The organism is Brachybacterium sp. GCM10030268 (assembly GCF_042666305.1).
Classification (GTDB): Bacteria; Actinomycetota; Actinomycetes; order Actinomycetales; family Dermabacteraceae; genus Brachybacterium.
Genome location: NZ_JBHTCW010000007.1, coordinates 1 through 21,538, shown reverse-complemented (window position 1 = coordinate 21,538; position 21,538 = coordinate 1). Strand labels below are relative to the sequence as shown.

Sequence of the window (21,538 nt, the reverse complement as noted above, 5' to 3'; positions counted from 1 at the left end):
TACGTCACGTATGGCACTGAGTGCCAGAAGTGGCGCAGAGGTCTGCTGGTCGATATCATCGCCGGATGACCGATTCCCCGGAGAGCCTTCGCGACCGCACCCGGCGGGAGGTTCGCCGGCAGATCGCCCAGGCAGCGACAGGGCTGTTCGTCCAGCAGGGTTTCGAGGCCACGACGGTCGACCAGATCGCGGCGCAGACAGGCATCTCCCGTCGGTCGTTCTTCCGGTACTTCGCCAGCAAGGAGGACGTCGTCGTCGGTGAGCTGGCCGATCGGGGAGCGATCGTGGCGGCCGCGCTCGCCGAGCGCCCGGCGGAGGAGTCGCCGTGGGATGCGATGAAGGCGGCCCTGCTCGAGCTGCAGGCGTCGATGCGAGTTAGTGACGAGATGGAACTGGAGTTCGGCCGGATCCTGTACGACACCCCGTCCCTGCGGGCACGCCACCTGGAGAAGCAGCTCAGCTGGCAGGAGCTGCTGGTCCCGATCATGGCCGAGCGCGTCCGGGCGGCGGATCCGGATTCGGCCATCGAGCCCGAGCTCGCCGCGGCCGCCATCGTGGTCGCCTCGCTCACCTGCCTCGATGTCGCGGGGGAGCACTGGATCCAGCAGAACGGCGCGGTCTCCCTCGAGCGCCTCTACGACGACGCCGTAGCCGCCGTCCGAAGCTGACCGCCGTGTCGGGGCAGCGCGCGCGCTCAACACTGATCTCGCGTAGGTCGCGCTGCTGTCGCGTCGTCCCGGGCGCTGCGCCATGAGCAGGCCGGCCGTGAGCAGGGGCGGCGGGACTCGGGCGCGGCATGATGGGCGCGATCACGCAGGGCGGCGTGCAGCCATGCCCAGGCGCCGGCCCTGGACTATCTGCTGTCCCCGCCGAGCGCGCCGATGACGGACCTGACGACCAGGTCCACCCGTGCCCCCACATCGTCCGGCGCGGTGCTGCCCGGTGCCGAGAGGGCGGGGGAGCCGGCCGGGAGCTCGTGGGCTTCGTGCAGAAGTGCCAAGCACACCCGCCGGCCCCACGCGGTGTCATCGACGGTGATGTCTCCCGCGGTGTGCAGGCGCCTGAGCAGCAGATCCAGGCTCTGCGCGATCTCGGGATCCGATGCCGGTGAACCGGGCTCTTCCGGTCCCGGAGTGATGGAGAGGACGAACGGACGGGCCAGCTTGAGCTCGAAGATCCGCTCGACCACGCGATAGAACGCGACCAGGGGCGGCACGGTGGTGACGCGGGCCTGCTCGAGAGCCTCCCGGTAGCGCCGGTTCTGGTCCCGCACCAGCGCGTCGAGCAGCACCTGGCGCGAACTGAAGTGACGGTGCACGGTGGCGCGAGCGACCCCGGCGACCTGCGCGACACGGTCCAGGGACGCGTTGGGGTCGCCGGCGTAGACCTCCTGCGCGGCATCGAGGATGCGGGCGATGCTCTCCCGCGCATCTGCACGCAACGGTCGAGTCCGATCGGCGTCGTTCATCGGCTGCGCTCCATGAGGGCATCGTACTGCGCCGAAGCCTACCGTGTTCAGCCTGCAACTGAGACAGCTATGCCTCAGCTATTGACATAACTTCGATCCCGGGGTTTCACTACTCGTACCTCATTCAGTCGGACATCGGAGACACCATGGATCTCGACCTCGCAGGCAAGCGCGTACTGGTCACCGGAGCGAGCAAGGGAATCGGTCTGGCGACCGTGCGCGCCTTCCTCGCTGAAGGGGCCTCGGTCACCGCGGTCGCTCGTCGCAGCACGCCTGAGCTGGAGGCCTCGGGGGCTGCCTTTGTCGCGGCCGACCTGGCGACCTCGGAGGGCCCCGGACGGATGGTCGACGCGGTGCTCTCGGCCGATCCGCGACTCGACGTCCTGGTCAACGCCGCCGGAGGAGGTGACGTACCGGATGGGGTGCTGGGCGATCCCTTCGGCGGGGACGACGGCATCTGGGACGCGACCTTCTCGCTCACCCTCTACTCGGCGGTGCGCACGATCCGTGCGGCGCTGCCGGCACTTGCGGCGACCCGCGGGGCGATCGTGAACATCGGCTCGGACTCGGTGCTGCTTCCGGGGAGCGTCCCCGCGCCGTACCCGGCCGCCAAAGCCGCGCTCATCACGTTCTCCCGTGGACTGGCGGAACGAGTGGCGCCGTCCGGGGTCCGGATCAATGTCGTCACTCCGTCGGCGACCCGCACGCCGCTGCTGACCGGAGCGGACAGCCTGGTGGCCAAGCTGGCGGCCGAGATGGGGGTCACGCACGAAGAGCTCCTCGAGCAGTTCCCGGCGCAGAACGGGATGGTCACGGGCAAGCTGATCGAACCCGATGAGATCGCCCGGACCATCATCCTGCTCTCGTCGCCGACCATGCCCAGCGCGGTCGGCTCGAACTGGGCCGTGCACGGCGGATCACTGAAGATGCCGGCGTGAGGGTGCCTGTTCAGGGGGCACGGTCGGGCCGATCCAGCCCGGCGAGCTGCCGCGCCAGGGTTCGCTGGAGGGCCGGCATCCGGCCCGCCAGGGACAGCGCGATGTTGCGCACCGGACGCGCCGCGCCGGGCACGGTGGCCAGCGACGTGAGCCGCCCGGCGAGACGGATGACGTGGCGGGCCTTGGGCAGCTGGACGTCGGAGTAGGTCTCGAGCACCGCGTCCGAGGCACCGTCGAGCACCTGCGCGAGGGCCCGGCCGAGATGGACGGCGTCATCGAGACCGAGGTTCATGCCCTGGCCGCCGGCGGGGGAGTGGACGTGGGCGGCATCGCCGGCGAGCAGGATCCGCCCGACCCGGAAGGAATCGGCCAGCCGCTCGTGCACGCGGAAGCGGGAGCCCCAGATGACCTCCTCGACGACCGCGGGCCGCCGCTTCGGACCGCGGGCATCGAGCAGGCGCTGGACGAAGGGGACGTCGGGATGCTCGGGCGCCTCGGCCACGGTGGCCACCACGCGGTGCAGCCCGTCGGGCAGGGGGACGAACACGAGCGTCCCGGCAGGCGAGAAGTACAGGATGACGTCCCGGCCGGACACTCCGGAGCCGAGCCGTACGTCGGCGAGGCTGAAGGACTGCGAGACCGTATCCCCGGTGAAGCTGATGCCGGACTGCTCGCGCACCGTGCTGTGCATCCCGTCGGCGCCGACGACGTACTCGGCTCGCACCTGTCGTCCGTCCTCGAACGTCGCGATGACCCCGTCGGCCTCCCGGTCGAGCCGTTCGACGGTGGCGGGCCGGACCACCTCGCCCCCGAGCTCGCGGAGCCGGGCGAGCAGGTAGGCCTCGGTGTCCGCCTGGGAGAGCATCAGCGCGTACGGGTAGTCGGTCGGGAGGTTGCTGAACGGTGCCGGCACAAGGATCGCGTCCCGGTCGCGCACGGTGAAGCGGGGGGTGTGGACACCGCGCTCGACCATCTCCTCGACCACCCCGTAGGGGCTGAGCAGCTCCAGGGTGCGCGGATGGACCACCGCAGCGCGGGAGGTGTTCGCGGCCTCGGCCTGGGAATCGACGACGGTCACCTCATGGCCGAGGTGGCGCAGCACGACGGCGGCGGCCAGTCCCACCGGTCCGGCACCGACGACGAGGACTCGGGTGGTGGCGGGCAGCATGGCGGTTCCTTCCGTAGGTCAACGCGTGTTGACCTCAGTGGATCACCGCCCGGCGGCTATGTCAACACGCGTTGACCTAGGATGGGGCCATGAGACGCTCCGCCGCCGAGACCAAGCAACTGATCCGTGCCGCCGCCCGGGAGCGCTTCGCCCGCGACGGGTACGAGGGCACCACGATCCGGGCGCTCGCGCAGGACGTCGGGATCGACCCGGCCCTGGTCATGCGTCACGTCGGATCGAAGGAAGCCCTCTTCGCGGACGCCGTGGACCTCGATCTGCGCCTGCCCGACCTCTCTCAGATCCCCGCCGACGAGATCGGCGCCGTGCTCACCGCGCACTTCCTGGACCGCTGGGAGGGGGAGGACGAGCTGCTGATGATCCTGCTGCGCTCGGCCGCCACCACGCCCGCCGCCGCCGACCGCCTCCGCGCGATCTTCGCCGAGCAGGTGGTGCGGGCCGTCCAGCAGCTCGGGATCGAGCCGGCCGACGCCCGCCACCGCGCCGGGCTGGTCGCCACCCAGATGCTGGGGCTGGGGATGTGCCGCTACATCCTCCAGCTGCCCCCGGTGGTCGAGATGGACCGAGGGCAGGTCGTCGACGCCCTGGGGTCCACGCTCCAGCGCTACCTGGTGCCATAAGCTGGCCGCATGGCTTCTTCGCACCCGACGATCAGCGACGTGGCGCGTCATGCCGGCGTGAGCGCGATGACGGTCTCCCGCGCGCTGTCGGGCACCGGGAACGTCAGCCCCGGGATGCGGGAGAAGGTCGAAGCCTCCGCCCGTGCGCTGGGCTACCGGCGCAACGAGAATGCGCGCAGCCTGCGCCCCGGCCACCGCAGCGGCCTGGTGGGCGTGGTGATCACGAACCTCACCAACCCCTATTACGCCGAGCTGCTGGACGGCATCGGGGAGATCCTCGGGGAGGACGGCCGACGGGTGCTCGTCGGCATCTCGCACGAAGACGTGGCGCAGGAGGCCACGCTGGTCGCGGACTTCGTGGGCCGGCAGGCCGAGGGACTCATCGTGGTCCCCGCGGGCGGCTCCACCGAGCACCTCCAGCCCGAGCAGCGTCACGGCGTGCCGCTGGTCCTCGCCTCGCGCCGGGAGGACGGGGTCGACGTCGACTCCGTCCTGGTCGACGACATCCGCGGGGCGGAGGAGGCCACCGCGCAGCTGCTGGCCGAGGGCCACCGGCGCATCGCCTTCATGGGCAACGCGCTCTCCGTCTTCACCGGTCAGCGGCGGTACGAGGGCTTCGAGCGGGCCCACCGCGCCGCGGGCGTCCCGGTGCTGGGGCAGCTGGTGCGGCGGGCGCAGCAGGACGTGCGCGCCGCCGAGGTCGCCGCCGGGGAGCTGCTCGCGCTCGAGGAGGCGCCGACGGCCTTCTTCAGCGCCAACAACCGCAACATGGTCGGAGTCGTCAAGGCCGTCCACGCCGCCGGCCGCGAGCGGGGCGTGGACCTGTTCGATGAGGTCCGGCTGGCAGGGTTCGACGACTTCGACCTCGAGGAGCTGGTCCCCGGGGACATCTCGATCGTCACCCACGACGCCCGCGAGCTCGGCCGGACCGCCGCGGAGCTGCTGGTCATGCGCCTGCAGGGCAAGCGGACGGACCGGCCGACGCGCACGATCGAGCTTCCCACCCGGATCCGTACGCGCCGCCGCAGCTCCGCCGCCCCGGTCTGACTCAGGTCGCCAGCGGGTAGTCCTTCGGCCTCCAGCCGAGCAGAGCGAACACCTGGATCGCCCCGGCCTGGTGCAGGGTCTGCGCGGTGGCCGACGGATCCGGCGCGCCGCCGCCTCCGGCCTGGAAGGAGAACAGGCCGCTCTCGGCGTCCCGGTTCTCGTCCCAGAGCCGCTGGGCGTAGGGCTCCATGACGCCCTCGATCTCGCTCAGGGTCTCCGGCACGACGGTGGTCGACAGCAGCAGGTTGGCGAACAGGATCGCGTTGAAGATGACCGGCTGGGCGTACAGGGTCTCCTGCGCGCCCCAGTGGTCCAGCGCCCCGCGCAGGTCCTCCCGGGCGGCCTCGAGGTAGGAGGCTTCCCCGGTGGCGCGGTGCAGCAGCACCGCCGCCCCGATCATCGCGCCGGAGTTGTAGGTCCACAGCGTCTCGTTGACGCTACCGTCGGTGTCGATGCTGTTGGCGTCGAGGCCGGGCTCGCGGCGCATGGTCTCGTGCACCCAGCTCCACGTGCGGTGGGCCCACTCGAGGTAGTGCTCGTGCCCGGTCAGCTCGTACAGGTGCGCGGCCAGCTCCGAGGTCAGGGAGGTGACGTTGGTGGCTCCGCGATGGGGGTTCCAGTCGGCGTCGACCCAGTGCATGCCGCCGGCAGGGTCCCAGGCGCGGGGGAGGAACTCGAAGATGCGCTCGGCGGCGGCGAGGGCGTCGGGATCCTGCGTGATCCGGTAGCGGCGGATCTGTTCGAGGCCGATCACCGCGTTGTCGTCGAAGTAGGAGTCACCGCCCGCACCGAGCGGCGGCACCGGATAGGAGGCGTACGACCCGCTCTCGTCGTCCCAGTAGTGCTCGAGGGCGTCGAAGCGTGCCTCGAGATCGGTGCCGTAGCGTGTGCCGGCCGGCGGGAGCCGGTCGAGGTCGACGGTGGCTGCGGCGGTCTCCCTCGCGGTCCACACGAAGGCGTACGGGTCGCCGGCCTCGCCCTTCTCCTCGAGGTGGAGTCGCTGCTCGGGCAGATACGTGTGGCGCTGCATGGCGGCGTAGGTGTCCGCGGCGCGCCGGCGCCAGCGGCCGCGGGCGGGAGCGGCCGAGGCGGGCGCCGCCGCCCACGGCAGCATCGCGGCAAGGCCCGTGGCCCCGAGTCCGAGGGTCAGGGAACGGCGGGAGGGTCGGGGCACGCGGGTCATGAACCGCTCCTTGTCAGCAGCACCGCGGTCATCTCCCACGGTGCGAGGTCCACGGCGATCCCGTTCTCGCCGACGCTGAGGTCGGCGAGCGGATCACCCAGGTAGGTGGCACGGTGCGCGGCGGAGACCGTGCCGGTCGGGCGGAGGAGCACGGTGACGGGCTCCTCGGCGTAGGACTGCAGACGCACCAGGCGGGTGCCCGTCGTCTCGCCCGGTGTCACGCCGACCAGGCGCACCCGGTCGTCGTCCAGCTCCAGCAGCGACCACTCGGCCGGGGCAGCGGCTGCGCCGGCCTGCCCGCCGGTGGCGAGCACCCCGAGCAGGGGATGGGTCAGCTGGGAGGCCGTCCGGTGCGCCAGGGCGGGCGTGGAGACGTCTTCGCCCGCGCGGCGCACGCCGATCGCGTAGCGGAACGTGGTCTCGAAGGCCTGCTCGACGGGGAAGTTGGTGTCCCACACGTTGTTGTGGATCCACGAGTACACGGTTCCCGGCTGGCGGGGCGACATGCTCTCGGGGAACGGGGCGTAGGGCAGGGCGACCACCTCGGGGTGGATCAGCGGCGCGTCGGCCGTGGACCAGGCGACCGCCAGGGAATCGTCCTCGAAGGTCGCCCCGTCACGGATCGCCTTCATGTGCTGGGGCGCGCCGGGCACCTCGGGCAGGTCCGGGCCGGTCACCCCGCCGGTGATCTCGTAGCGCGTGCGCGGCGCCTCGAGGGCGAAGGGGAAGGCGAAGAAGGCGCTCTCCTTCGTCATCGTGGTGGGTTTGGCCAGCCGGTTCTCGATCTCCACGTGCGCTGAGTCGCGGGGCAGGCGCAGGGTCACCCGCGCCCAGTCCACCCCGTCGGCCGGGAACTCGTAGGTCAGGCGCTGCTCGACGGGGGTGCTGGTGTGCTCCAGCAGCACCGCGGGCTTGGCGAGGCTGCGGCTGCCCAGCAGCTCGAGCTCCTCGGAGGAGGAGGTCTTGTTTGCCTGGTGGTTGTAGCCGGGCGCCGAGGTGTACGTGTCGTAGAGGTAGGCGTTCATGCCCACCACGGCGTCCTGGGCGACGAGCTCGCGGCCGGTGGCCTTGTCGAGGATCGAGGCGATGCAGCTGCGTGCGAGGTCGACCTCGACGCGGAGGTGCTCGTTCTCCAGGACCGTGCCGGCCTCCGACGGGGCCGGCTCCTCGGGCTGCTCGGTCGGGCCGGGTTCGACGGTGAGGCGCACGGCGCCCGTGGCCGGCACGTCCGGCACCCGCACCCGCAGGAAGTGCCCGGCGGCGCGGTTGTCGGGGTTGGTCTGCGGCACGGCCTCGTGGGGGAGCGCCTCGCCGGTGCGGGAATCGCGCACCACCAGCGGCTGACCCAGCGGGGAGCGGGCCTCGCTGATGAACAGCGAGGCGGTGCCGCTCTGCGTCAGAGAGGTGGGGTTGATGGCGGCGAACGTGGCGATCGCCTCCGGGTCCTCCCGGAGGCCGACGCCGGCGTGCGCGGCCGCCGTGTCCAGCAGCAGCTCGGCATCGTCGCGGGCCTCCAGGGCCCGGGCGAACTTCCAGTGCCACTGCTCCTCGCCGGCATTCCGCCCGGTGTCGGCGGTGGTCCAGGGATCCGAGGCGCCCCAGGTGTGCTCGTTGAACAGCGAGATCTCCTCGTGCAGCCGGCGCGCACGCTCGGGCTCGGAGGGGATCGACTCGCCGCCGAGCTCGCTGCCGACGGCGCTGACCAGCTGGGCGTCGGTCAGCAGCGCCTGGGCGCGGCGGGCCATGGCCTGCGGGCGCGCGCCGCTGCCGATGCCCTCGACCCACCAGTCGCCCCAGTCGCCGGTGAGAGCGGGAATCTGCTCTCCCACGCGCTCCTCGGCGGCGCGGAAGAAGTCGGTGTGGGTGGACATCTGCAGCCGCGGGAAGTCCCAGGTCCGGTTCCACTGCTCCACGATGCGCGACTGCAGGAGCGTGGGCGGGGCGTTGTCGCTGTGCCGGCCCAGGACCCGCATGTGCAGGATGTCGTGCGGGTACGGCTCGCGGTCCTCCACCGCCGGGCCGTGCCAGCCGAAGGCGCCCGGGGCGTAGGGGTAGCCGTTGGTCGCCAGCGAGGTGAGGTAGGCCGGGAGGTACTCCTCGACGCTGTCGTAGTCGCTGGACAGGCCCACGTTCGCGCCGTCCATGTAGGCCAGGCCGTGCGGGGAGTCGGTCATCCACACCAGCACGCTCTCGCCGGAGGGGGAGGCCCACCGGAACAGGCGCGGCAGATGCTGGCCGCCGATCAGCTGGGGCACCGAGCGGCCGGCCCAGTTGTGCGCCACCGAGAGGTAGGAGATGTCCTGCTGGGCCAGCGCCGCGGGCAGGCCGACGGGCTGGCCGGGCACGTCGGTCTGCATGGCGGAGTGGATCTCCACGCCGTGCTCGCGGCGCAGGTCGCGCTGGATGCGCAGCAGCTCGTGCAGCTCATCGGTGGAGCAGGTGTCCATGTGCAGGTTGTAGGGCAGAGCCGTCAGCTCGATCTGCCCGGCCCGGACCAGATCCATGAACGCCTCGACGTGCGCGCGGGGCCGGGACTCGATCCAGGCCACGAACGGTTCGAGCGCCTCCACGGTCCACCGGAACTGCGCCTCGGCGGGCAGGTCGCGGGAGGCGCGGGCGAACTCCACGCAGGAGTCGAAGAAGTTCAGCTGCTCGCGCATCACGATGCCCTGCGTATCGGTGTACCCGATGTCGTAGTGCGAGTGCTGGACCAGGTGGATGGACCATTCGCGCACCGGGGCCTGCTCGAGGGTCACGGCATCGTCGGCGCCCAGGTCCGGCAGGTCCAGGGTGATCTGCCGGGTCTCCTCGGTGGCCGGGACCAGCGCGCGGACGCTGCCGGCCGGCCCGGGCAGGGTCTGCACGGGGGCCGACGACCCGTCGGCCCCGCGCAGGCGGACCTGGCGGATGTGTCCGGGGTCGACCTCGCCGTCGACCAGCAGGCGGATGGACTGGTGCATGCGCCCGTCGACGCGACGCAGCAGGGGCTCGGGGAGAGCGCGGAGGCGGCGGCCGCCGAGGACGGCCTCGGCGGCCACGGCGCGGTCGACGAGCCCGGCGCGGGCTCGGTCGAGGGACCAGGGTTCGTCTTTGACCAGTGCGGTTGTCATCGAGGGGACCAATCGTCGTCAGGTGCGGTGGGTCGGGGGCCAGCGGTGCTCAGGGCGCCAGGCGCAGGGCGCCGACGAAGAACCGCTGGAAGGACAGGAACAGGATCACCGTCGGCAGCGAGGCGATGATGCCCGCCGCCAGGATGACCGGCGGGCCGAGGCCGGCGTACTGACCGTTCAGCTCCGCCAGGGCCGCCATCAACGGTCGCACGTTGGGGCTGGTCGAGAGGGTGATCCCGAACAGCAGGTCGTTCCAGGTGGCCAGGAACTGGAACAGGAACGCGGCGATCAGGGCGCCGCGGGCCAGGGGTAGGTGGATGCGCAGGAACATCACGATCCAGCTCGCCCCGTCCAGCTGGGCGGCCTCCATCATCTCCTTCGGGGCGGTGGTCATGTAGTTGCGCACCACGAAGAAGGCGAAGGGGATCGCCAGGGTCGTGTAGATCAGCAGCATCCCGTACTGGGTGTCGTACAGGGACGTGGCCGCGTACCCGTTGAACAGCGGCGAGAGGAACACCTGCAGCGGCAGCAGGGTCCCGGCGTAGATCGCCCAGAACCAGATGGCGGGGTGCCGCACGGGCATCACCACCACGGCGAACGAGGCCAGCGCGGCGATGAGCACCGAGAGGACGCCGGCCCCCGCGGAGTACAGGAAGCTGTTGACCATCGCCTGCCCGATCGCGGCGGTCTCGAAGGCCACGCGCAGGTTGGCCAGGAAGTCGAAGGACACGAACCACCAGCTCGGCCCGGAGTAGGCGTCGGCGGCGGTGAAGGCGTTGACCACGACCAGGTAGGAGGGGATCAGCCAGATCACCGCCACCAGGATCAGCAGGGCGCCATGCAGACGTCGGATCATCTCGAGGGTCCTTTCCTCAGGCGGTCGTCCGCAGCTGGCGGCGCAGGTAGATCCAGGAGGCGGCGAGCACGATGATCGTCAGGACCACGGCGACCGCGGCCCCGTAGCCGTAGCGGCTCAGCGTGAACGTCTGGCGGTACATCGTCAGCGCCAGGGTCTCCGAGGCCGTGCCGGGGCCGCCCTTGGTCAGCAGCCAGACGATGTCGAACGTCTTGAGGCTGGCCACCAGCGACATCCCGACCACCACGATGGTGATGGGATTCAGCTGGGGGAGGATGATGCTGACCAGCATGCGGGGGCCCGTGGCCCCGTCCAGCCGGCCGGCCTCGATGGTCTCCGGCGGGATGGACTGCAGACCCACCAGGAACAGGATCATCGCCGCCCCGGTCGCCTGCCAGGTGGAGGCGAGGATCATGACGATGGTGTTCATCGGCCACTGCAGCAGCCATTCCTGCTGCAGGGCGGTCAGCCCGAGCATGCCGAGCATGTCGTTGATCGCGCCGTCGGTGGCGAGCATGAAGTTCCACAGGATCGCGGTGGTCGCCCCGGAGAGGGCGTAGGGCAGCACGACGGCGAAGCGGGCGATGCGCCCCCAGCCGAGGTTGTTGGTGCCCACCGCGATCAGCAGCCCCAGCAGCACCGGCAGCAGCAGGCTGCCGACGGTCCACATGCCCGTGTTGACCAGGGAGCGGCCGAAGTTCGGATCGCCCACCAGCGTCACGTAGTTCTCCAGCCCCACCCAGCTGCGCTGCAGGCCGTTGTCGCTGAAGAAGCTGCGGTAGACGGTGACCACGAAGGGCGTGAACAGCACGACGGCCACCAGGGCGACGGCCGGGGTGAGGAACAGGGCGAGCACACCGCGGGTGGTCCGGGTGCGGGTGGGGGCGGCAGGTCGGGCGGAGGTCGACGTCGTCATCACAGGTTCCACTTCTTCCATTCGTCCTCGGCGCGCTTCTGCATCTTCACCAGCGTCGCCGTGGCGTTCTGCGAACTGGGCGAGGCCATGAAGGCGCCCAGCTCCTGCACATTGCCCTCGACCATCACCGGCGGGGACGCCTCCCAGTAGCGGGTGGCGAACTGCGGTGCGGTCTCGGCGACCGTCGCGGCCAGCTCCTGGACCGCGGGCACGGGCGGCAGCGCCTCGAGGTTCGCCGAGAGATCGTTGAGGAAGTCGACCCAGACCTGCTGGACATCGGTGCGCAGCCAGGAGCCGAGCACCGCCAGCGCCTCCTCGCGCTTGTGCGCGTTCTCGGCGACGGCCAGCGCCCCGCTCTCGGTGACGATGGTCGGCGCGGCCGACGGGTCCACGGGCGGGACCATGAACAGTCCGAAGACGTCGCCGAGGCCGGCCTGGACGTAGGTGTTGGCGTTCCAGGTGCCGTAGAGGTTCATCCCCACCGTCGCCTCCTCGAAGCGGCCGGGGACCTCGGGAACCGAGAAGTCCGGCGGGGAGAAGATGCCGCGGTCGTACAGCTCGGCCCAGGTCTCCATCGCCTCGACGGCGACGTCGTCGAGGTAGGAGGCCCGGCCCTCGGTGAGGTCCGTGTAGAAGTCCGGGTCCAGGCCGTTGACCAGCTGCTGGAACCAGATGATCGCCTCCCAGGTGCTGGTGCCGCCGCTGGCGATGGGGGTGATGCCGTCGGCCTTGAGCTCGTCGGCCACGCCGAGGAGGTCGTCCCAGGTCTGCGGGGGCTGCAGGCCGAGCTTGTCGAACGCCGGCCGCGAGTAGAACATCGCGTAGTAGGACTGGTGCAGCGGGACCGCGTAGGGCGTGCCGTCGACGCTGAAGCTCTCCCTCATCGCGGGGTCGACCCACTGCTGGGCCTCCGCCTCGTCCCAGATCTGCGTGAGGTCCGCGAAGATGCCGCTGCGGGCCACGTCGCGCAGCCGGTAGCCGTTCCACCACTTCACCAGGCCGGTGGTCGAATCGGTGCGGGCCGAGGTCCGCACGATCTGCTGGTAGCTGCTCACGTCGGGAGTGGCGCGCACGGCGATGCCGTGGCCGGTCTGCTCGCGCAGCAGGTCCCCGGCGTCGGTGAGGCCGGGCGCCCAGGTGGGATTGTCGTTGCTGAGCGTCACGTCGGGCCCGGGGGCGGCCCGGGTGAGCGTGCCGCGGGCGCATCCCGGCAGCAGGGCGACGGCACCGGCCGCTCCTGCGGCGGACAGTGCGGTGCGTCTGCTGACCGGCGTGGTGATCCGAGTCGTCGCTGACACCGGGGCTCCTATCTCTCTCAGGGCACATCGGCAGCACGGAGAGGACTACCGCGCCGGAGTGACGGCACGAAGGTAACGTTAACAGCGACGGCGCGCAAGGGGCTTGTCTGGGGTTGGCGCCGATGCCGCAGGTAGACGCCGACAAACTCGGGACGATGGCCCCTTGGTGTCGAAGGCGCCCCGTCCAGCGGGGTTGCCGCGGTGGTAGCGATACCCGCATGCGTCGGGTATCAGGCCTCCGACGTGCCCAGGACCGCGCCGATCATGCTCGCCTGCTCGGTGGGCAGCACGCCGCGCGCCACGTGCGGGACCTGCTCCTCGCCCCCCAGGGAGGCGGCGAGCCTCCGGCGCAGCGTCGGGAGCAGCAGATCCTCGGAGGCGGCCATGGAACCGCCGATGACCAGGCGCTCCGCCCCGAAACGCTGCAGCCAGGGAGCCAGGGCGCGGCCAAGGGCGTCCATCCCGGTCTCGAGGGTCGCGATGGCATCACGGTCGCCGGTGCGGGCGCACGCGGCGATCTCCGCGACGTCGGCGAGTCGGCCGGTGCGCTCGCGATAGGCCTGGCGCAGGGCGCGGCGGGAGACGAGGTCCTCCACCGGGGAACCGTCGACCTCGGCGAGGTGCAGGTTCCCGTCGGGCGGGACCTCGGGACCCGAACTGAGGCAGCGTCCGCGGTCGACGAAGGCGCTGCCGATCCCCGTCCCCAGCGTGATGGCCACACATCGGTCCACGCGCGCGCCGGCGCCGGCCGCCCATTCACCCAGACCGAAGGCCTCGGCGTCGTTGACGAAGCGCACCGATGCGGGATCGCGGTCCCAGCGCGCCGCGAGCCCGCCGCGCATGTCCACCCCGCTGAGCTGGGCGAACTTCGCGACGCCCTTGAAGTCGCCGTGGCCCCGCGCGTAGTCGAAGGGGCCCGGGATGGCGAGCGCGACCCGCTCGCTGCGGCGGCTGTGCTCGCGGGCGCAGTCGGCGATGCGGTCCAGGATGACCTCGGCCGCAGCGTCGGCGTCCAGCGGGTCGCGCCGTTCCTGACGGACCTCCTGCCCCCGCGCGACGAGGGCGGAGGAGACGTGCGTCCCGCCGATGTCCACCGCGGTGACGGTGCTCGCTGTCTGTGGGTCGAGGGGCATCGGCCCATCCTTCCGTGTTCGCGGCGCGTGTGGCATGCTGTGGTAACGATACCAAGCAGATGAGCAGGAGCACGATGCGGATCCCAGCCAGCGCCGCGGCGCGCAACTATGACAAGCAGCCCGTGATCGAGGTCCCCGGTGACCACGAGGCGTGGCGGGGATCCGCGGCCTGGACCGCACTGGCGGAGCATGCCCACGGGGGCACCATCGTCATCGACGCCTATCCCGGCAGCGACCTTCCGGCCCTGATCGCCGCGGCCGATGAGGCGATGCCGGAGGCCGTCGTGATCGACGTGGAGGAGGAGGCGGCGCTGCCGCCCGAGACCATCGCCGCCCAGATCGAGGGCGACCTCACCGACGACCGGGTCTTCGGGATCATGTCCCATCACCGGCTCGAGGAGTTCTACGACGCCGCTCGCCTGCAGGCGCTGGCCGATCGCGTCGTCGGTGATCCCCGCCAGCACGTGCTGATCGGGTGGGGCGCGGCGCTGGTCCCGCTGGAGCCGGCAACTCTGGTGCTGGCCGATCTGGCGCGCTGGGAGATCCAGCAGCGCTTCCGCCGGGGCGGGGGCAACTGGCGCGCGGGCAACGGCGAGGACGACGCACTGCGGAAGTTCAAGCGCGGCTACTTCGTCGAATGGCGCACGGCCGACCGCCACAAGCTGAGCCTGTTCGATCACCTGGATTTCCTGCTGGATGCCAATGCCTCCGTCGATGAGGTCAAGCTCACCACCGGTGATGCCCTCCGTGTGGGCCTGGAGACTGCCGCGCGGCGCCCCTTCCGGGTGGTGCCGTTCTTCGATCCCGGCGTCTGGGGCGGTCAGTGGATGAAGGAGGTCTGCGGTCTGGATCCTGAGGCCGCCAACTACGCCTGGTGCTTCGACTGCGTCCCGGAGGAGAACAGCCTGCTGCTGTCCGTCGGCTCCGAGGTGCTCGAGATCCCCGCTCTTGACGTGGTGATCAGCCACCCGCGCGAGCTGCTCGGCCCACAGACCTTCGCCCGTTTCGGCGCGGAGTTCCCGATCCGCTTCGACTTCCTGGACACCATCGGCGGCGGGAACCTGTCGCTGCAGGTCCACCCGCTGACGGAATACATCAAGCAGACCTTCGGCATGACCTACACCCAGGACGAGAGCTACTACATGCTCGACGCCGACGAGGACGCGAAGGTCTACCTCGGGCTCAAGCCCGGCATCGACCCCCGGGAGATGGAGGCCGCGCTGCGCCGCGCGGAGACAGGGGAGGCGCCCTTCGAGGCGGAGGAGTACGTCAACACCTTCCCGACGCAGGCGCACGACCACTTCGCGATCCCGGCCGGGACCGTGCACGCCTCCGGCGCCGGATCGATGGTGCTGGAGATCTCCGCGACGCCGTACATCTTCACCTTCAAGATGTGGGACTGGGGCCGGGTGGGCCTGGACGGCATCCCGCGCCCGATCCACCTCGACCACGCCATGGCCAACGTCCAATGGGACCGCGACACGGAGTGGACCCGCGAGCAGCTGGTCAACCCCGTCGAGCCCGTGGCCGAGGGGGAGGGCTGGCGCGAGGAGCGCACCGGGCTGCACGAACTCGAGTTCATCGAGGTGCGCCGGCACTGGTTCACCGCGCCCGTCGAGCACGACACCGAGGGCACCGTGAACGTGCTGAACCTCGTCCAGGGCACCGAAGCGGTCATCGAGAGTCCCGACGGGGCCTTCGACCCCTTCACCGTGCACTACGCGGAGACCTTCATCGTCCCCGCCGAGGTGGGCCGGTACCGGATCCGTCCGCTCGGCGAGGGCGAGCACGCGACGGTCAAGGCGTCCGTGCGCGGCACCGAGATGCGTCGGCGCTGATGTTCGTCGAGATCACGAACGAGCCCAGGCCCTATGCCTGGGGATCACGCACGCTCATCCCGGAGTTCCTCGGACGCGCTCCCAGCGGGTACCCGGAGGCAGAGCTGTGGCTGGGTGCGCACCCGCTGTGCCCCAGCCGCATCCTCGACCCCTCCCGTACCGGCGGTCACGAGCACCTCGATGCCTGGATCGCGGCCGAGCCGGAGCGCACGCTGGGTGCTGACCGCGACGGTGACGAGCTGCCGTTCCTCATGAAGCTGCTGGCCGCCGGCGAGCCGCTGTCCATTCAGGTTCACCCCGATGCTGAGCAGGCCCGGGAGGGGTTCGAGGCGGAGAACGCCCGGGGCGTTCCCGTCGACAGCCCGGTGCGCACCTACAAGGATCCCCGGCACAAACCCGAGATCGCGCTCGCCCTCGAGGATCCTTTCGACGCGCTGGCGGGGTTCCGGCCTCTCGAGCGCACTCGGCGGCTGCTCACCGAGCTGAGCGAGCGAGCCGCCCACCGGCCGGATGCCCAGCGCATCCTGACCCAGCTGGCCGCGCAGCTCGAAGGGCCGACGGAGCCCGCCCTGCGGCAGGTCATGGCGCAGTTCCTCGACGACACCGCCGCTGCGCCGCTGCTGGACGCTGTCACGGCCGCGGTCGCCGAGCCGGCCGTGGACGGGGAGTTCGCCGCCGAGATCACCACCCTGGCCGAGATCGCCGCCGCCCGGCCCGGTGATCCCGGGCTGCTGGTCGCCCTGCTGCTGAACCGCGTCACCCTCGAGCGGGACCAGGCCGTCTACCTGCCGCCGGGCAACGTCCACGCCTATCTGCGGGGCCTCGCCGTCGAGGTCATGGCCGCCTCCGACAACGTCGTGCGCGCGGGCCTGACGGGAAAACATCTCGACGTCGACGAGCTCCAGCGCATCACGCGCTTCGCGGAGACCCCGGGACCCGTCCACACGGCGGACCAGCCAGCCGAGGGCGTGGCGATCTACCGTCCCGACGAACGCGACTTCCAGCTCAGCGTGCTGAGCGCACCGGCCGACGGCGAGGTCTCCGCCGAGCTGAACGGCCCAGGGATCGCCCTCGTCCTGGACGGCGCCCCGCAGCTGCGCGGCCGGCACGAGAGCGCCGCCCCGACCCGCGGCCAGGCCCTGTTCATCACTCCCGATGAGTGCTCTCTGCACGTGTCCGGGACCGGCCGGATCGCGCTGGCGACCACCGGGAGGTGACCGACCAGCTGGTCGACATGGGCCCCACCCATGCCCACATATCGGCGCGTAGAGTGGCGAGGTCGGCCACGGTCGTCACCGGTCGGCGGACTGTCGGCTGACCTACTACGGGACGGGCGGTTCATGCGGGACGACGGCGCGGATGCTCCGGCGAATTCTGTCCAGGATCTGCTGCTGGACAGCGAAGACATCACCAGCTTCCTGCGGGAGTTCACGTCCATCCTGGCCGAGCGACTCTCGGACGGCGAGGGGACCGCGTGGTGCGCGGTCAGTCTCCTGCGCGAGAAGAGGGCGGCCACAGCAGCCGCCTCCAGCCCCCAGGCGGAGGCGCTGGATGAGACGCAGACCAGCTTCGCCGACGGGCCCTGCCTGACGGCGATCCGCGAGCACACCATCATCCGCGTCGGCGATACGCGGGACGACAACCGGTGGCCCGAGTATCACGCCATCGCCTCGAAGGAGGGTGTCCGTTCGGTGCTGGGGATCCCGTTCGAGCTCGGCGAAGAAGGATTCGCGGGCGTGAACAGCTACTCCCCGACGCCGAACGACTTCGGTCCCGAGAAGGTCGAGCTGCTCGAGCACGAGGTCCGCCAGGCCTCGAACGCGCTGCGGCTGGCGGTGCGGATGGCGCGACTGCGGGAGACCGAGAAGGATCTTCACGCCGCCATGGAATCCCGAACCGTCATCGATCTGGCGGTGGGCATCGTCATGGCCCAGAACCGGTGCGCGCAGCAAGAGGCGGTCGCGATCCTCAAGGCCGCCTCGAGCCATCGCAACGTCAAGCTGCGCGAGCTGGCCGCGGAACTCGTGACCAAGCTCGACCCGGCGGAGCCGAACACGCACTTCGACGCCTGAGGATGGTCTGAGCCACAGCTGGGTTCGATCTGATATGGACCGCTGGTAAAGTCGGTCTCGCTGGTCAAGCATGGGGCCGCGCCGTTCGTGATGCGCAAGAAGGCCCGCCATGACCCACAGAATCTCGGTCACCGTTCGTGCTGATGTGGATGCCCGCGAGATCCGGCTCCTCGTCACCGGGTGCCTCACCGAAGACACTCAGCAGACCCTCCTCCCGCTGGCCCGACGGGCGTGCGCTCTCGGCCCCCTCCAGGTGACGATCGACCTCACCGAGGCCCGTCACATCGAGACGACGGGCGTGGCTCAACTGCGCTCCGTCCTGGAGCCCGTGCGCTTCCTGCTCCCTCCCGAGCCCTTGCCCGACTGCTCACCGAGCAGCGACGTCCCGGCGCTGAGCGTGGTCTGATGGCGGGCGTCGACTCAGCGGCCGTGGTCCCGCCCGAGGGTGTGGCACTCCCGGCTGATACGGCCGCAGCGCCGACGGCGACTGTGCAGGCCCCCGCGGCGCCACCGACCCGCGAGAAGCGCTCCTCGCGCCGCGAGAAGACCCTCGAGGGCGCGGCGGAGATGTTCGCCGAGTACGGGTACTACGGGGCCAGCCTGCGTGACATCGCGGCGCGGGTCGGCATCTCCCACCCGGGGATGCTGCACCATTTCGCGTCGAAGGAAGCGCTGCTGGACGCCGTCATCGATCTCCTCGAGGCCCACGCGCAGGAGGCCCTGGACGAGATCGACGAGCTCGGCGCCGATCCGGACACGCTGCTGCGGGGACTGGCCAGGTTCTGGCACCCCGGGTGCACGCCGATCCAGCTGCTGGCGACGCTGGACGCCAACGTGATCAGCTCCGACCATCCGGGTCGGTTCCGGGTGGCGCGCCTGCGCCGGGTGCACGAGCACGTGCTGGAGCAGTGCCTGGCGGCTCTGGACGAGCGCGGCTTCCTCCAGGAAGGGGTCGAGCCGGCCTTCGCGGCCCGGACGATGGTCGCCCTGGTGCTCAGCCATGCGATGCGCGAGCGCACCGTGCGCACCATGCAGAGCGCTCTGCGGGACGACGCCCCGATGTCCGATCTCGGCAAGCTGGTGCGGCTGATCCTGCAGGCGGGCTGAGGCCGCGTCAGGCCGGAGGGGAGTTCAGCCGGGCCGCCTGCTTGATGAGGTGGTCGCGCTCGGCGACATTGGTGGCCGCTGCCGCGGCCTCGACGTACCGCCGCGCGGCCGTGGCCACGTCCCCGCAGCGTTCGTGCAGGTGCGCGGAGACGGCGGCGTATCTGGGCAGGGCCGGGTCGAGCTCGGCGAGAGCCGCGAGCCCGGCGCGGGGCCCGTCGGCCTCCCCGAGGGCGACGGCCCGGTTCAGGCGGATGATCGGGGTGTCGGAGAACCGCAGCAGCTCGTCGTACCACTGAAGGATCTGCAGCCAATCGGTCTCCTCCGCCCTCGGAGCGTCGGCATGCAGGGCGGCGATCGCGGCCTCGGCCTGGAACGGTCCGAGCCGGTCACGGGCCAGGGCCCGTTGCAGGATCCCGACGCCCTCGGCGATCACGTCGGTGTCCCACAGGGTGCGATCCTGCGCGGCGAGGGGGACCAGCGCGCCGGTCGCGGTGAAACGGGCCGGGCGTCGTGCGTGATGGAGCAGCAGGAGCGCGAGCAGCCCGGCGACCTCCGGATGATCCACTGCGGTGTGCAGCTGCCGGGCCAGCCGGATCGCCTCGGCTGCGAGGTCCACGTCGCCCGAATAGCCCTCGGTGAAGATCAGGTACAGCACCCGCAGTACCGTGGCGACGTCACCGGGCCGATCCAGCCGCGAGCCCGCGATCGTGCGCTTGGCACGGGAGATGCGCTGCGCCATCGTCGCCTCGGGCACGAGGTACGCCGCGGCGATCTGCCTGGTGGTGAGACCTCCCACCGCGCGCAGCGTCAGCGCGATCGCCGAGGACGGGCTCAGCGAGGGGTGCGCGCACAGGAAGTACAGCTGCAGCGTCTCATCGGCCGACGCCACCGGGCCCGACGGTGCGGCCTCGGCGTCGGCCTGCTCCCGGCGCCGTCGGGACGTCTCGGAGCGGGCGGCGTCGAGGAACTTCCGCCACGCCACCGTGACCAGCCAGGCCTTCGGGTCCCGGGGCGGGCTCTGCGGCCAGGCGGTGAGCGCTTCGAGCAGGGCCTCCTGCACGGCGTCCTCCGCCGCCGGGAAATCGGCGCCGCGGCGGCGGAGGGCGATCAGGACGGCGGGCACGAGCTCTCGGAGCGCGACCTCGTCCAGCGCGGGTGGATTCACTCGGCGCCCGGTGCCTGCTCTCCGAGGAACGGGCGCAGCTCGAGCCATTCGTGGATCGGCTCGCCGCCCTTGCCGGGGGCGGCGGAGAGCTCACCGGCCAGCTCGAGCGCCCGCTCGTAGCTGTCGACGTCGATGACCATCCCCCCGGCGACGAGGTCCTTGGTCTCGGCGAAGGGCCCGTCGGTCACCGGCGGCTTCCCCTCCCCGCCATATCGGACGAAGGTTCCCTCCGGAGCCAGCGCCCCGGAGCCCACGTACTCGCCGGTCTCCCGCAGCCGGTCGGCGAAAGCGTCCATGTACTGCACGTGGGCGTCGACCTCGTCGGGGCTCCACTGGTCCATGGGCACGTCGTTCACGGCGGCCGGTGCCCCGCGGTAGTGCTTGAGCATCAGGTACTTGGCCATGGTGGATGTCCTCTCGGGTGTGCGGCCCATTGTGGCCGCGTTCACCCGGGGGACGGAACCGATGGCCGGTTCTCGACATCTACTCCAGCGGGTTCTCCTGCGGCGGCAGCGCCTCCACGAGGGGGTGGTCCTTGTGGATCACGCCCATCTTGGCCGCGCCGCCGGGGGAGCCGAGATCGTCGAAGAACTCGACGTTGGCCTTGTAGTAGTCGGCCCACTGGTCCGGCGTGTCATCCTCGTAGAAGATCGCCTCCACGGGGCAGACGGGTTCGCAGGCGCCGCAGTCGACGCACTCGTCAGGCTGGATGTAGAGCATCCGGTCGCCCTCATAGATGCAGTCCACGGGGCATTCGTCCACGCAGGCGCGGTCCTTCACGTCCACACAGGGCAGTGCAATCACATAGGTCACGCTGAGCGTCCTTCCCGATCGAAGCTTCCCGCACCGTAAGATCTCAAGTGCACTTGAGGTCAAGCGGGGGAGACGCGCGTGGACACACGGGGACACGATCCGACACACCACGAGACGACCCGGCTGACACGGAACGAGGAGGTGCCCGTGGACGCGCACGAACCCGACGAGCTGCTGACCATCGGCGAGATGAGCCGTCGCACCGGGGTCGCCGTCTCCGCCCTGCGCTACTACGAGGATCTCGGCCTCATCGCCTCGGTGCGCACAGCCGGGAACCAGCGTCGCTATGCGCGCCACATGCTGCGCCGGGTCTCGCTGATCACCGTCGCCAAACGTCTGGGGATGCCGCTGTCCGAGGTGCACGAGGCCTTCGGTGACGTCCCCATGGAGCGCACGCCCTCGCACGCCGACTGGCAGCGCGCCTCCCGCCGGTGGAAGAGCCAACTCGAGGAGCGCCGGCGCGGCCTCGAGCGCCTCGAGCACGAGCTGACCGGCTGCATCGGCTGCGGATGCCTCTCGCTGCGGGCCTGTGCGCTGCTGAATCCGGATGACGCCCTCGCCGCGACCGGCTCCGGCCCGCGACGGCTCGATGACATCCCGGAGAGCTGAGCGCCGGGCCGACGTGAGACGCCTTGACCTCAAGCCCGCTCGAGGTTCTAAGGTCGAGGCATCCCTCATCGAAAGGACTGATCATGGCGGAATACACGCTTCCGGATCTCGATTACGACTACGGGGCTCTCGCGCCGTCCATCTCGGGGCAGATCATGGAGCTGCACCACTCCAAGCAC

The 21,538-nt window shown here is 70.9% G+C and carries 21 protein-coding genes and 1 pseudogene; 11 read left to right on the top strand and 11 right to left on the bottom strand.

The genetic code is table 11. The features are described from left to right. The first annotated feature begins 65 nt into the window (after positions 1-65). A complete protein-coding gene (locus tag ACFQRD_RS10995) occupies positions 66-668 on the top strand; it encodes a TetR/AcrR family transcriptional regulator (RefSeq protein ID WP_377792419.1) in 603 nt (200 codons plus the stop codon). 185 nt (positions 669-853) lie between these two features. On the opposite strand, the gene ACFQRD_RS10990 is transcribed toward ACFQRD_RS10995, so the two are convergent. After that, positions 854-1,468 carry a TetR/AcrR family transcriptional regulator gene (locus ACFQRD_RS10990; protein WP_377018042.1) on the bottom strand — a complete coding sequence of 205 codons (615 nt, stop codon included), beginning with the start codon at positions 1,466-1,468 and terminating at the stop codon, positions 854-856. A 146-nt stretch (positions 1,469-1,614) separates the two neighbouring features. On the opposite strand from ACFQRD_RS10990, the gene ACFQRD_RS10985 reads away from it, so the two are divergent. Then, positions 1,615-2,406: an SDR family NAD(P)-dependent oxidoreductase gene (locus tag ACFQRD_RS10985; RefSeq protein ID WP_377018043.1), complete on the top strand. Its 792-nt coding sequence runs from the start codon at positions 1,615-1,617 to the stop codon at positions 2,404-2,406. 10 nt (positions 2,407-2,416) lie between these two features. On the opposite strand, the gene ACFQRD_RS10980 is transcribed toward ACFQRD_RS10985, so the two are convergent. After that, entirely contained in the window at positions 2,417-3,574 is a 1,158-nt protein-coding gene (locus ACFQRD_RS10980) for an FAD-dependent oxidoreductase (protein WP_377018044.1), read from the bottom strand. A gap of 89 nt (positions 3,575-3,663) precedes the next feature. Between ACFQRD_RS10980 and ACFQRD_RS10975 the strand changes: the two genes are divergently transcribed. Continuing rightward, positions 3,664-4,212, top strand: coding sequence for a TetR family transcriptional regulator (locus ACFQRD_RS10975; protein ID WP_377018045.1), 549 nt, complete (start codon positions 3,664-3,666; stop codon positions 4,210-4,212). Between the two features lie 9 nt (positions 4,213-4,221). Beyond that, positions 4,222-5,259, top strand: a complete 1,038-nt coding sequence (locus ACFQRD_RS10970) for a LacI family DNA-binding transcriptional regulator (protein WP_377018046.1) — start codon at positions 4,222-4,224, stop codon at positions 5,257-5,259. Between the two features lies 1 nt (position 5,260). On the opposite strand, the gene ACFQRD_RS10965 is transcribed toward ACFQRD_RS10970, so the two are convergent. The 6 genes from ACFQRD_RS10965 to ACFQRD_RS10940 all read right to left on the bottom strand — a co-directional run bounded on the left by ACFQRD_RS10965 (position 5,261) and on the right by ACFQRD_RS10940 (position 13,755). Further along, the gene (locus ACFQRD_RS10965; RefSeq protein WP_377018047.1) at positions 5,261-6,442 is read right to left on the bottom strand and encodes a glycoside hydrolase family 76 protein; all 1,182 of its coding nucleotides are present in this window, start codon (positions 6,440-6,442) and stop codon (positions 5,261-5,263) included. Then, the gene (locus ACFQRD_RS10960; protein ID WP_377018048.1) at positions 6,439-9,552 is read right to left on the bottom strand and encodes a glycoside hydrolase family 38 C-terminal domain-containing protein; all 3,114 of its coding nucleotides are present in this window, start codon (positions 9,550-9,552) and stop codon (positions 6,439-6,441) included. The genes ACFQRD_RS10965 and ACFQRD_RS10960 overlap by 4 nt, the downstream gene beginning before the upstream one ends. 49 nt (positions 9,553-9,601) lie before the next feature. Further along, entirely contained in the window at positions 9,602-10,408 is an 807-nt protein-coding gene (locus ACFQRD_RS10955) for a carbohydrate ABC transporter permease (RefSeq protein WP_377018049.1), read from the bottom strand. A 16-nt stretch (positions 10,409-10,424) separates the two neighbouring features. Next, positions 10,425-11,324 carry a carbohydrate ABC transporter permease gene (locus ACFQRD_RS10950; protein ID WP_377018050.1) on the bottom strand — a complete coding sequence of 300 codons (900 nt, stop codon included), beginning with the start codon at positions 11,322-11,324 and terminating at the stop codon, positions 10,425-10,427. Beyond that, entirely contained in the window at positions 11,324-12,622 is a 1,299-nt protein-coding gene (locus ACFQRD_RS10945; protein ID WP_377018051.1) for an ABC transporter substrate-binding protein, read from the bottom strand. The genes ACFQRD_RS10950 and ACFQRD_RS10945 overlap by 1 nt, the downstream gene beginning before the upstream one ends. Positions 12,623-12,852: 230 nt before the next feature. Beyond that, the gene (locus ACFQRD_RS10940; protein ID WP_377018052.1) at positions 12,853-13,755 is read right to left on the bottom strand and encodes an ROK family protein; all 903 of its coding nucleotides are present in this window, start codon (positions 13,753-13,755) and stop codon (positions 12,853-12,855) included. Between the two features lie 74 nt (positions 13,756-13,829). On the opposite strand from ACFQRD_RS10940, the gene ACFQRD_RS10935 reads away from it, so the two are divergent. The 5 genes from ACFQRD_RS10935 (at position 13,830) to ACFQRD_RS10915 (ending at position 18,772) form a co-directional block, all read left to right on the top strand. After that, positions 13,830-15,593, top strand: a complete 1,764-nt coding sequence (locus ACFQRD_RS10935; protein WP_377018053.1) for a class I mannose-6-phosphate isomerase — start codon at positions 13,830-13,832, stop codon at positions 15,591-15,593. Then, complete coding sequence (manA, locus tag ACFQRD_RS10930; RefSeq protein ID WP_377018054.1) at positions 15,593-16,810, top strand: mannose-6-phosphate isomerase, class I; 1,218 nt, start codon at positions 15,593-15,595, stop codon at positions 16,808-16,810. Before ACFQRD_RS10935 ends, manA begins: the two co-directional genes overlap by 1 nt. A gap of 123 nt (positions 16,811-16,933) precedes the next feature. Then, positions 16,934-17,665 (top strand): GAF and ANTAR domain-containing protein, encoded by a 732-nt coding sequence (locus tag ACFQRD_RS10925; protein ID WP_377018056.1) that lies wholly within the window; start codon positions 16,934-16,936, stop codon positions 17,663-17,665. Between the two features lie 109 nt (positions 17,666-17,774). Continuing rightward, complete coding sequence (locus tag ACFQRD_RS10920; RefSeq protein ID WP_377018057.1) at positions 17,775-18,071, top strand: hypothetical protein; 297 nt, start codon at positions 17,775-17,777, stop codon at positions 18,069-18,071. Further along, positions 18,071-18,772: a TetR/AcrR family transcriptional regulator gene (locus ACFQRD_RS10915; protein ID WP_377018058.1), complete on the top strand. Its 702-nt coding sequence runs from the start codon at positions 18,071-18,073 to the stop codon at positions 18,770-18,772. Before ACFQRD_RS10920 ends, ACFQRD_RS10915 begins: the two co-directional genes overlap by 1 nt. Positions 18,773-18,779: 7 nt before the next feature. Here ACFQRD_RS10915 and ACFQRD_RS10910 read toward each other — a convergent pair whose 3' ends face one another. The 3 genes from ACFQRD_RS10910 to fdxA all read right to left on the bottom strand — a co-directional run bounded on the left by ACFQRD_RS10910 (position 18,780) and on the right by fdxA (position 20,750). Beyond that, the gene (locus ACFQRD_RS10910) at positions 18,780-19,922 is read right to left on the bottom strand and encodes an RNA polymerase sigma factor (protein WP_377018134.1); all 1,143 of its coding nucleotides are present in this window, start codon (positions 19,920-19,922) and stop codon (positions 18,780-18,782) included. A gap of 11 nt (positions 19,923-19,933) precedes the next feature. Next, the gene (locus ACFQRD_RS10905; RefSeq protein ID WP_377018059.1) at positions 19,934-20,341 is read right to left on the bottom strand and encodes a YciI family protein; all 408 of its coding nucleotides are present in this window, start codon (positions 20,339-20,341) and stop codon (positions 19,934-19,936) included. Between the two features lie 79 nt (positions 20,342-20,420). Continuing rightward, positions 20,421-20,750: a ferredoxin gene (fdxA, locus tag ACFQRD_RS10900; RefSeq protein WP_377018060.1), complete on the bottom strand. Its 330-nt coding sequence runs from the start codon at positions 20,748-20,750 to the stop codon at positions 20,421-20,423. A gap of 147 nt (positions 20,751-20,897) precedes the next feature. Between fdxA and soxR the strand changes: the two genes are divergently transcribed. After that, positions 20,898-21,359 (top strand): redox-sensitive transcriptional activator SoxR, encoded by a 462-nt coding sequence (soxR, locus tag ACFQRD_RS10895; protein WP_377018061.1) that lies wholly within the window; start codon positions 20,898-20,900, stop codon positions 21,357-21,359. Positions 21,360-21,442: 83 nt separating this feature from the next. Next, a pseudogene (locus ACFQRD_RS10890) lies at positions 21,443-21,538 on the top strand (superoxide dismutase); the annotation flags it as partial.

Bases quoted from the DNA above. Each gene is read 5' to 3' on its own strand.
- ACFQRD_RS10915 (WP_377018058.1), top strand. From the start codon at position 18,071: ATGGCGGGCGTCGACTCAGCGGCCGTGGTCCCGCCCGAGGGTGTGGCA.
- ACFQRD_RS10960 (WP_377018048.1), bottom strand. From the start codon at position 9,552: ATGACAACCGCACTGGTCAAAGACGAACCCTGGTCCCTCGACCGAGCC.
- ACFQRD_RS10985 (WP_377018043.1), top strand. From the start codon at position 1,615: ATGGATCTCGACCTCGCAGGCAAGCGCGTACTGGTCACCGGAGCGAGC.
- ACFQRD_RS10925 (WP_377018056.1), top strand. From the start codon at position 16,934: ATGCGGGACGACGGCGCGGATGCTCCGGCGAATTCTGTCCAGGATCTG.
- ACFQRD_RS10970 (WP_377018046.1), top strand. From the start codon at position 4,222: ATGGCTTCTTCGCACCCGACGATCAGCGACGTGGCGCGTCATGCCGGC.
- ACFQRD_RS10965 (WP_377018047.1), bottom strand. From the start codon at position 6,442: ATGACCCGCGTGCCCCGACCCTCCCGCCGTTCCCTGACCCTCGGACTC.
- ACFQRD_RS10905 (WP_377018059.1), bottom strand. From the start codon at position 20,341: ATGGCCAAGTACCTGATGCTCAAGCACTACCGCGGGGCACCGGCCGCC.
- ACFQRD_RS10975 (WP_377018045.1), top strand. From the start codon at position 3,664: ATGAGACGCTCCGCCGCCGAGACCAAGCAACTGATCCGTGCCGCCGCC.
- manA (WP_377018054.1), top strand. From the start codon at position 15,593: ATGTTCGTCGAGATCACGAACGAGCCCAGGCCCTATGCCTGGGGATCA.
- ACFQRD_RS10990 (WP_377018042.1), bottom strand. From the start codon at position 1,468: ATGAACGACGCCGATCGGACTCGACCGTTGCGTGCAGATGCGCGGGAG.
- ACFQRD_RS10980 (WP_377018044.1), bottom strand. From the start codon at position 3,574: ATGCTGCCCGCCACCACCCGAGTCCTCGTCGTCGGTGCCGGACCGGTG.
- ACFQRD_RS10920 (WP_377018057.1), top strand. From the start codon at position 17,775: ATGACCCACAGAATCTCGGTCACCGTTCGTGCTGATGTGGATGCCCGC.
- ACFQRD_RS10995 (WP_377792419.1), top strand. From the start codon at position 66: ATGACCGATTCCCCGGAGAGCCTTCGCGACCGCACCCGGCGGGAGGTT.
- ACFQRD_RS10940 (WP_377018052.1), bottom strand. From the start codon at position 13,755: ATGCCCCTCGACCCACAGACAGCGAGCACCGTCACCGCGGTGGACATC.
- ACFQRD_RS10935 (WP_377018053.1), top strand. From the start codon at position 13,830: ATGCGGATCCCAGCCAGCGCCGCGGCGCGCAACTATGACAAGCAGCCC.
- ACFQRD_RS10950 (WP_377018050.1), bottom strand. From the start codon at position 11,324: ATGACGACGTCGACCTCCGCCCGACCTGCCGCCCCCACCCGCACCCGG.
- ACFQRD_RS10955 (WP_377018049.1), bottom strand. From the start codon at position 10,408: ATGATCCGACGTCTGCATGGCGCCCTGCTGATCCTGGTGGCGGTGATC.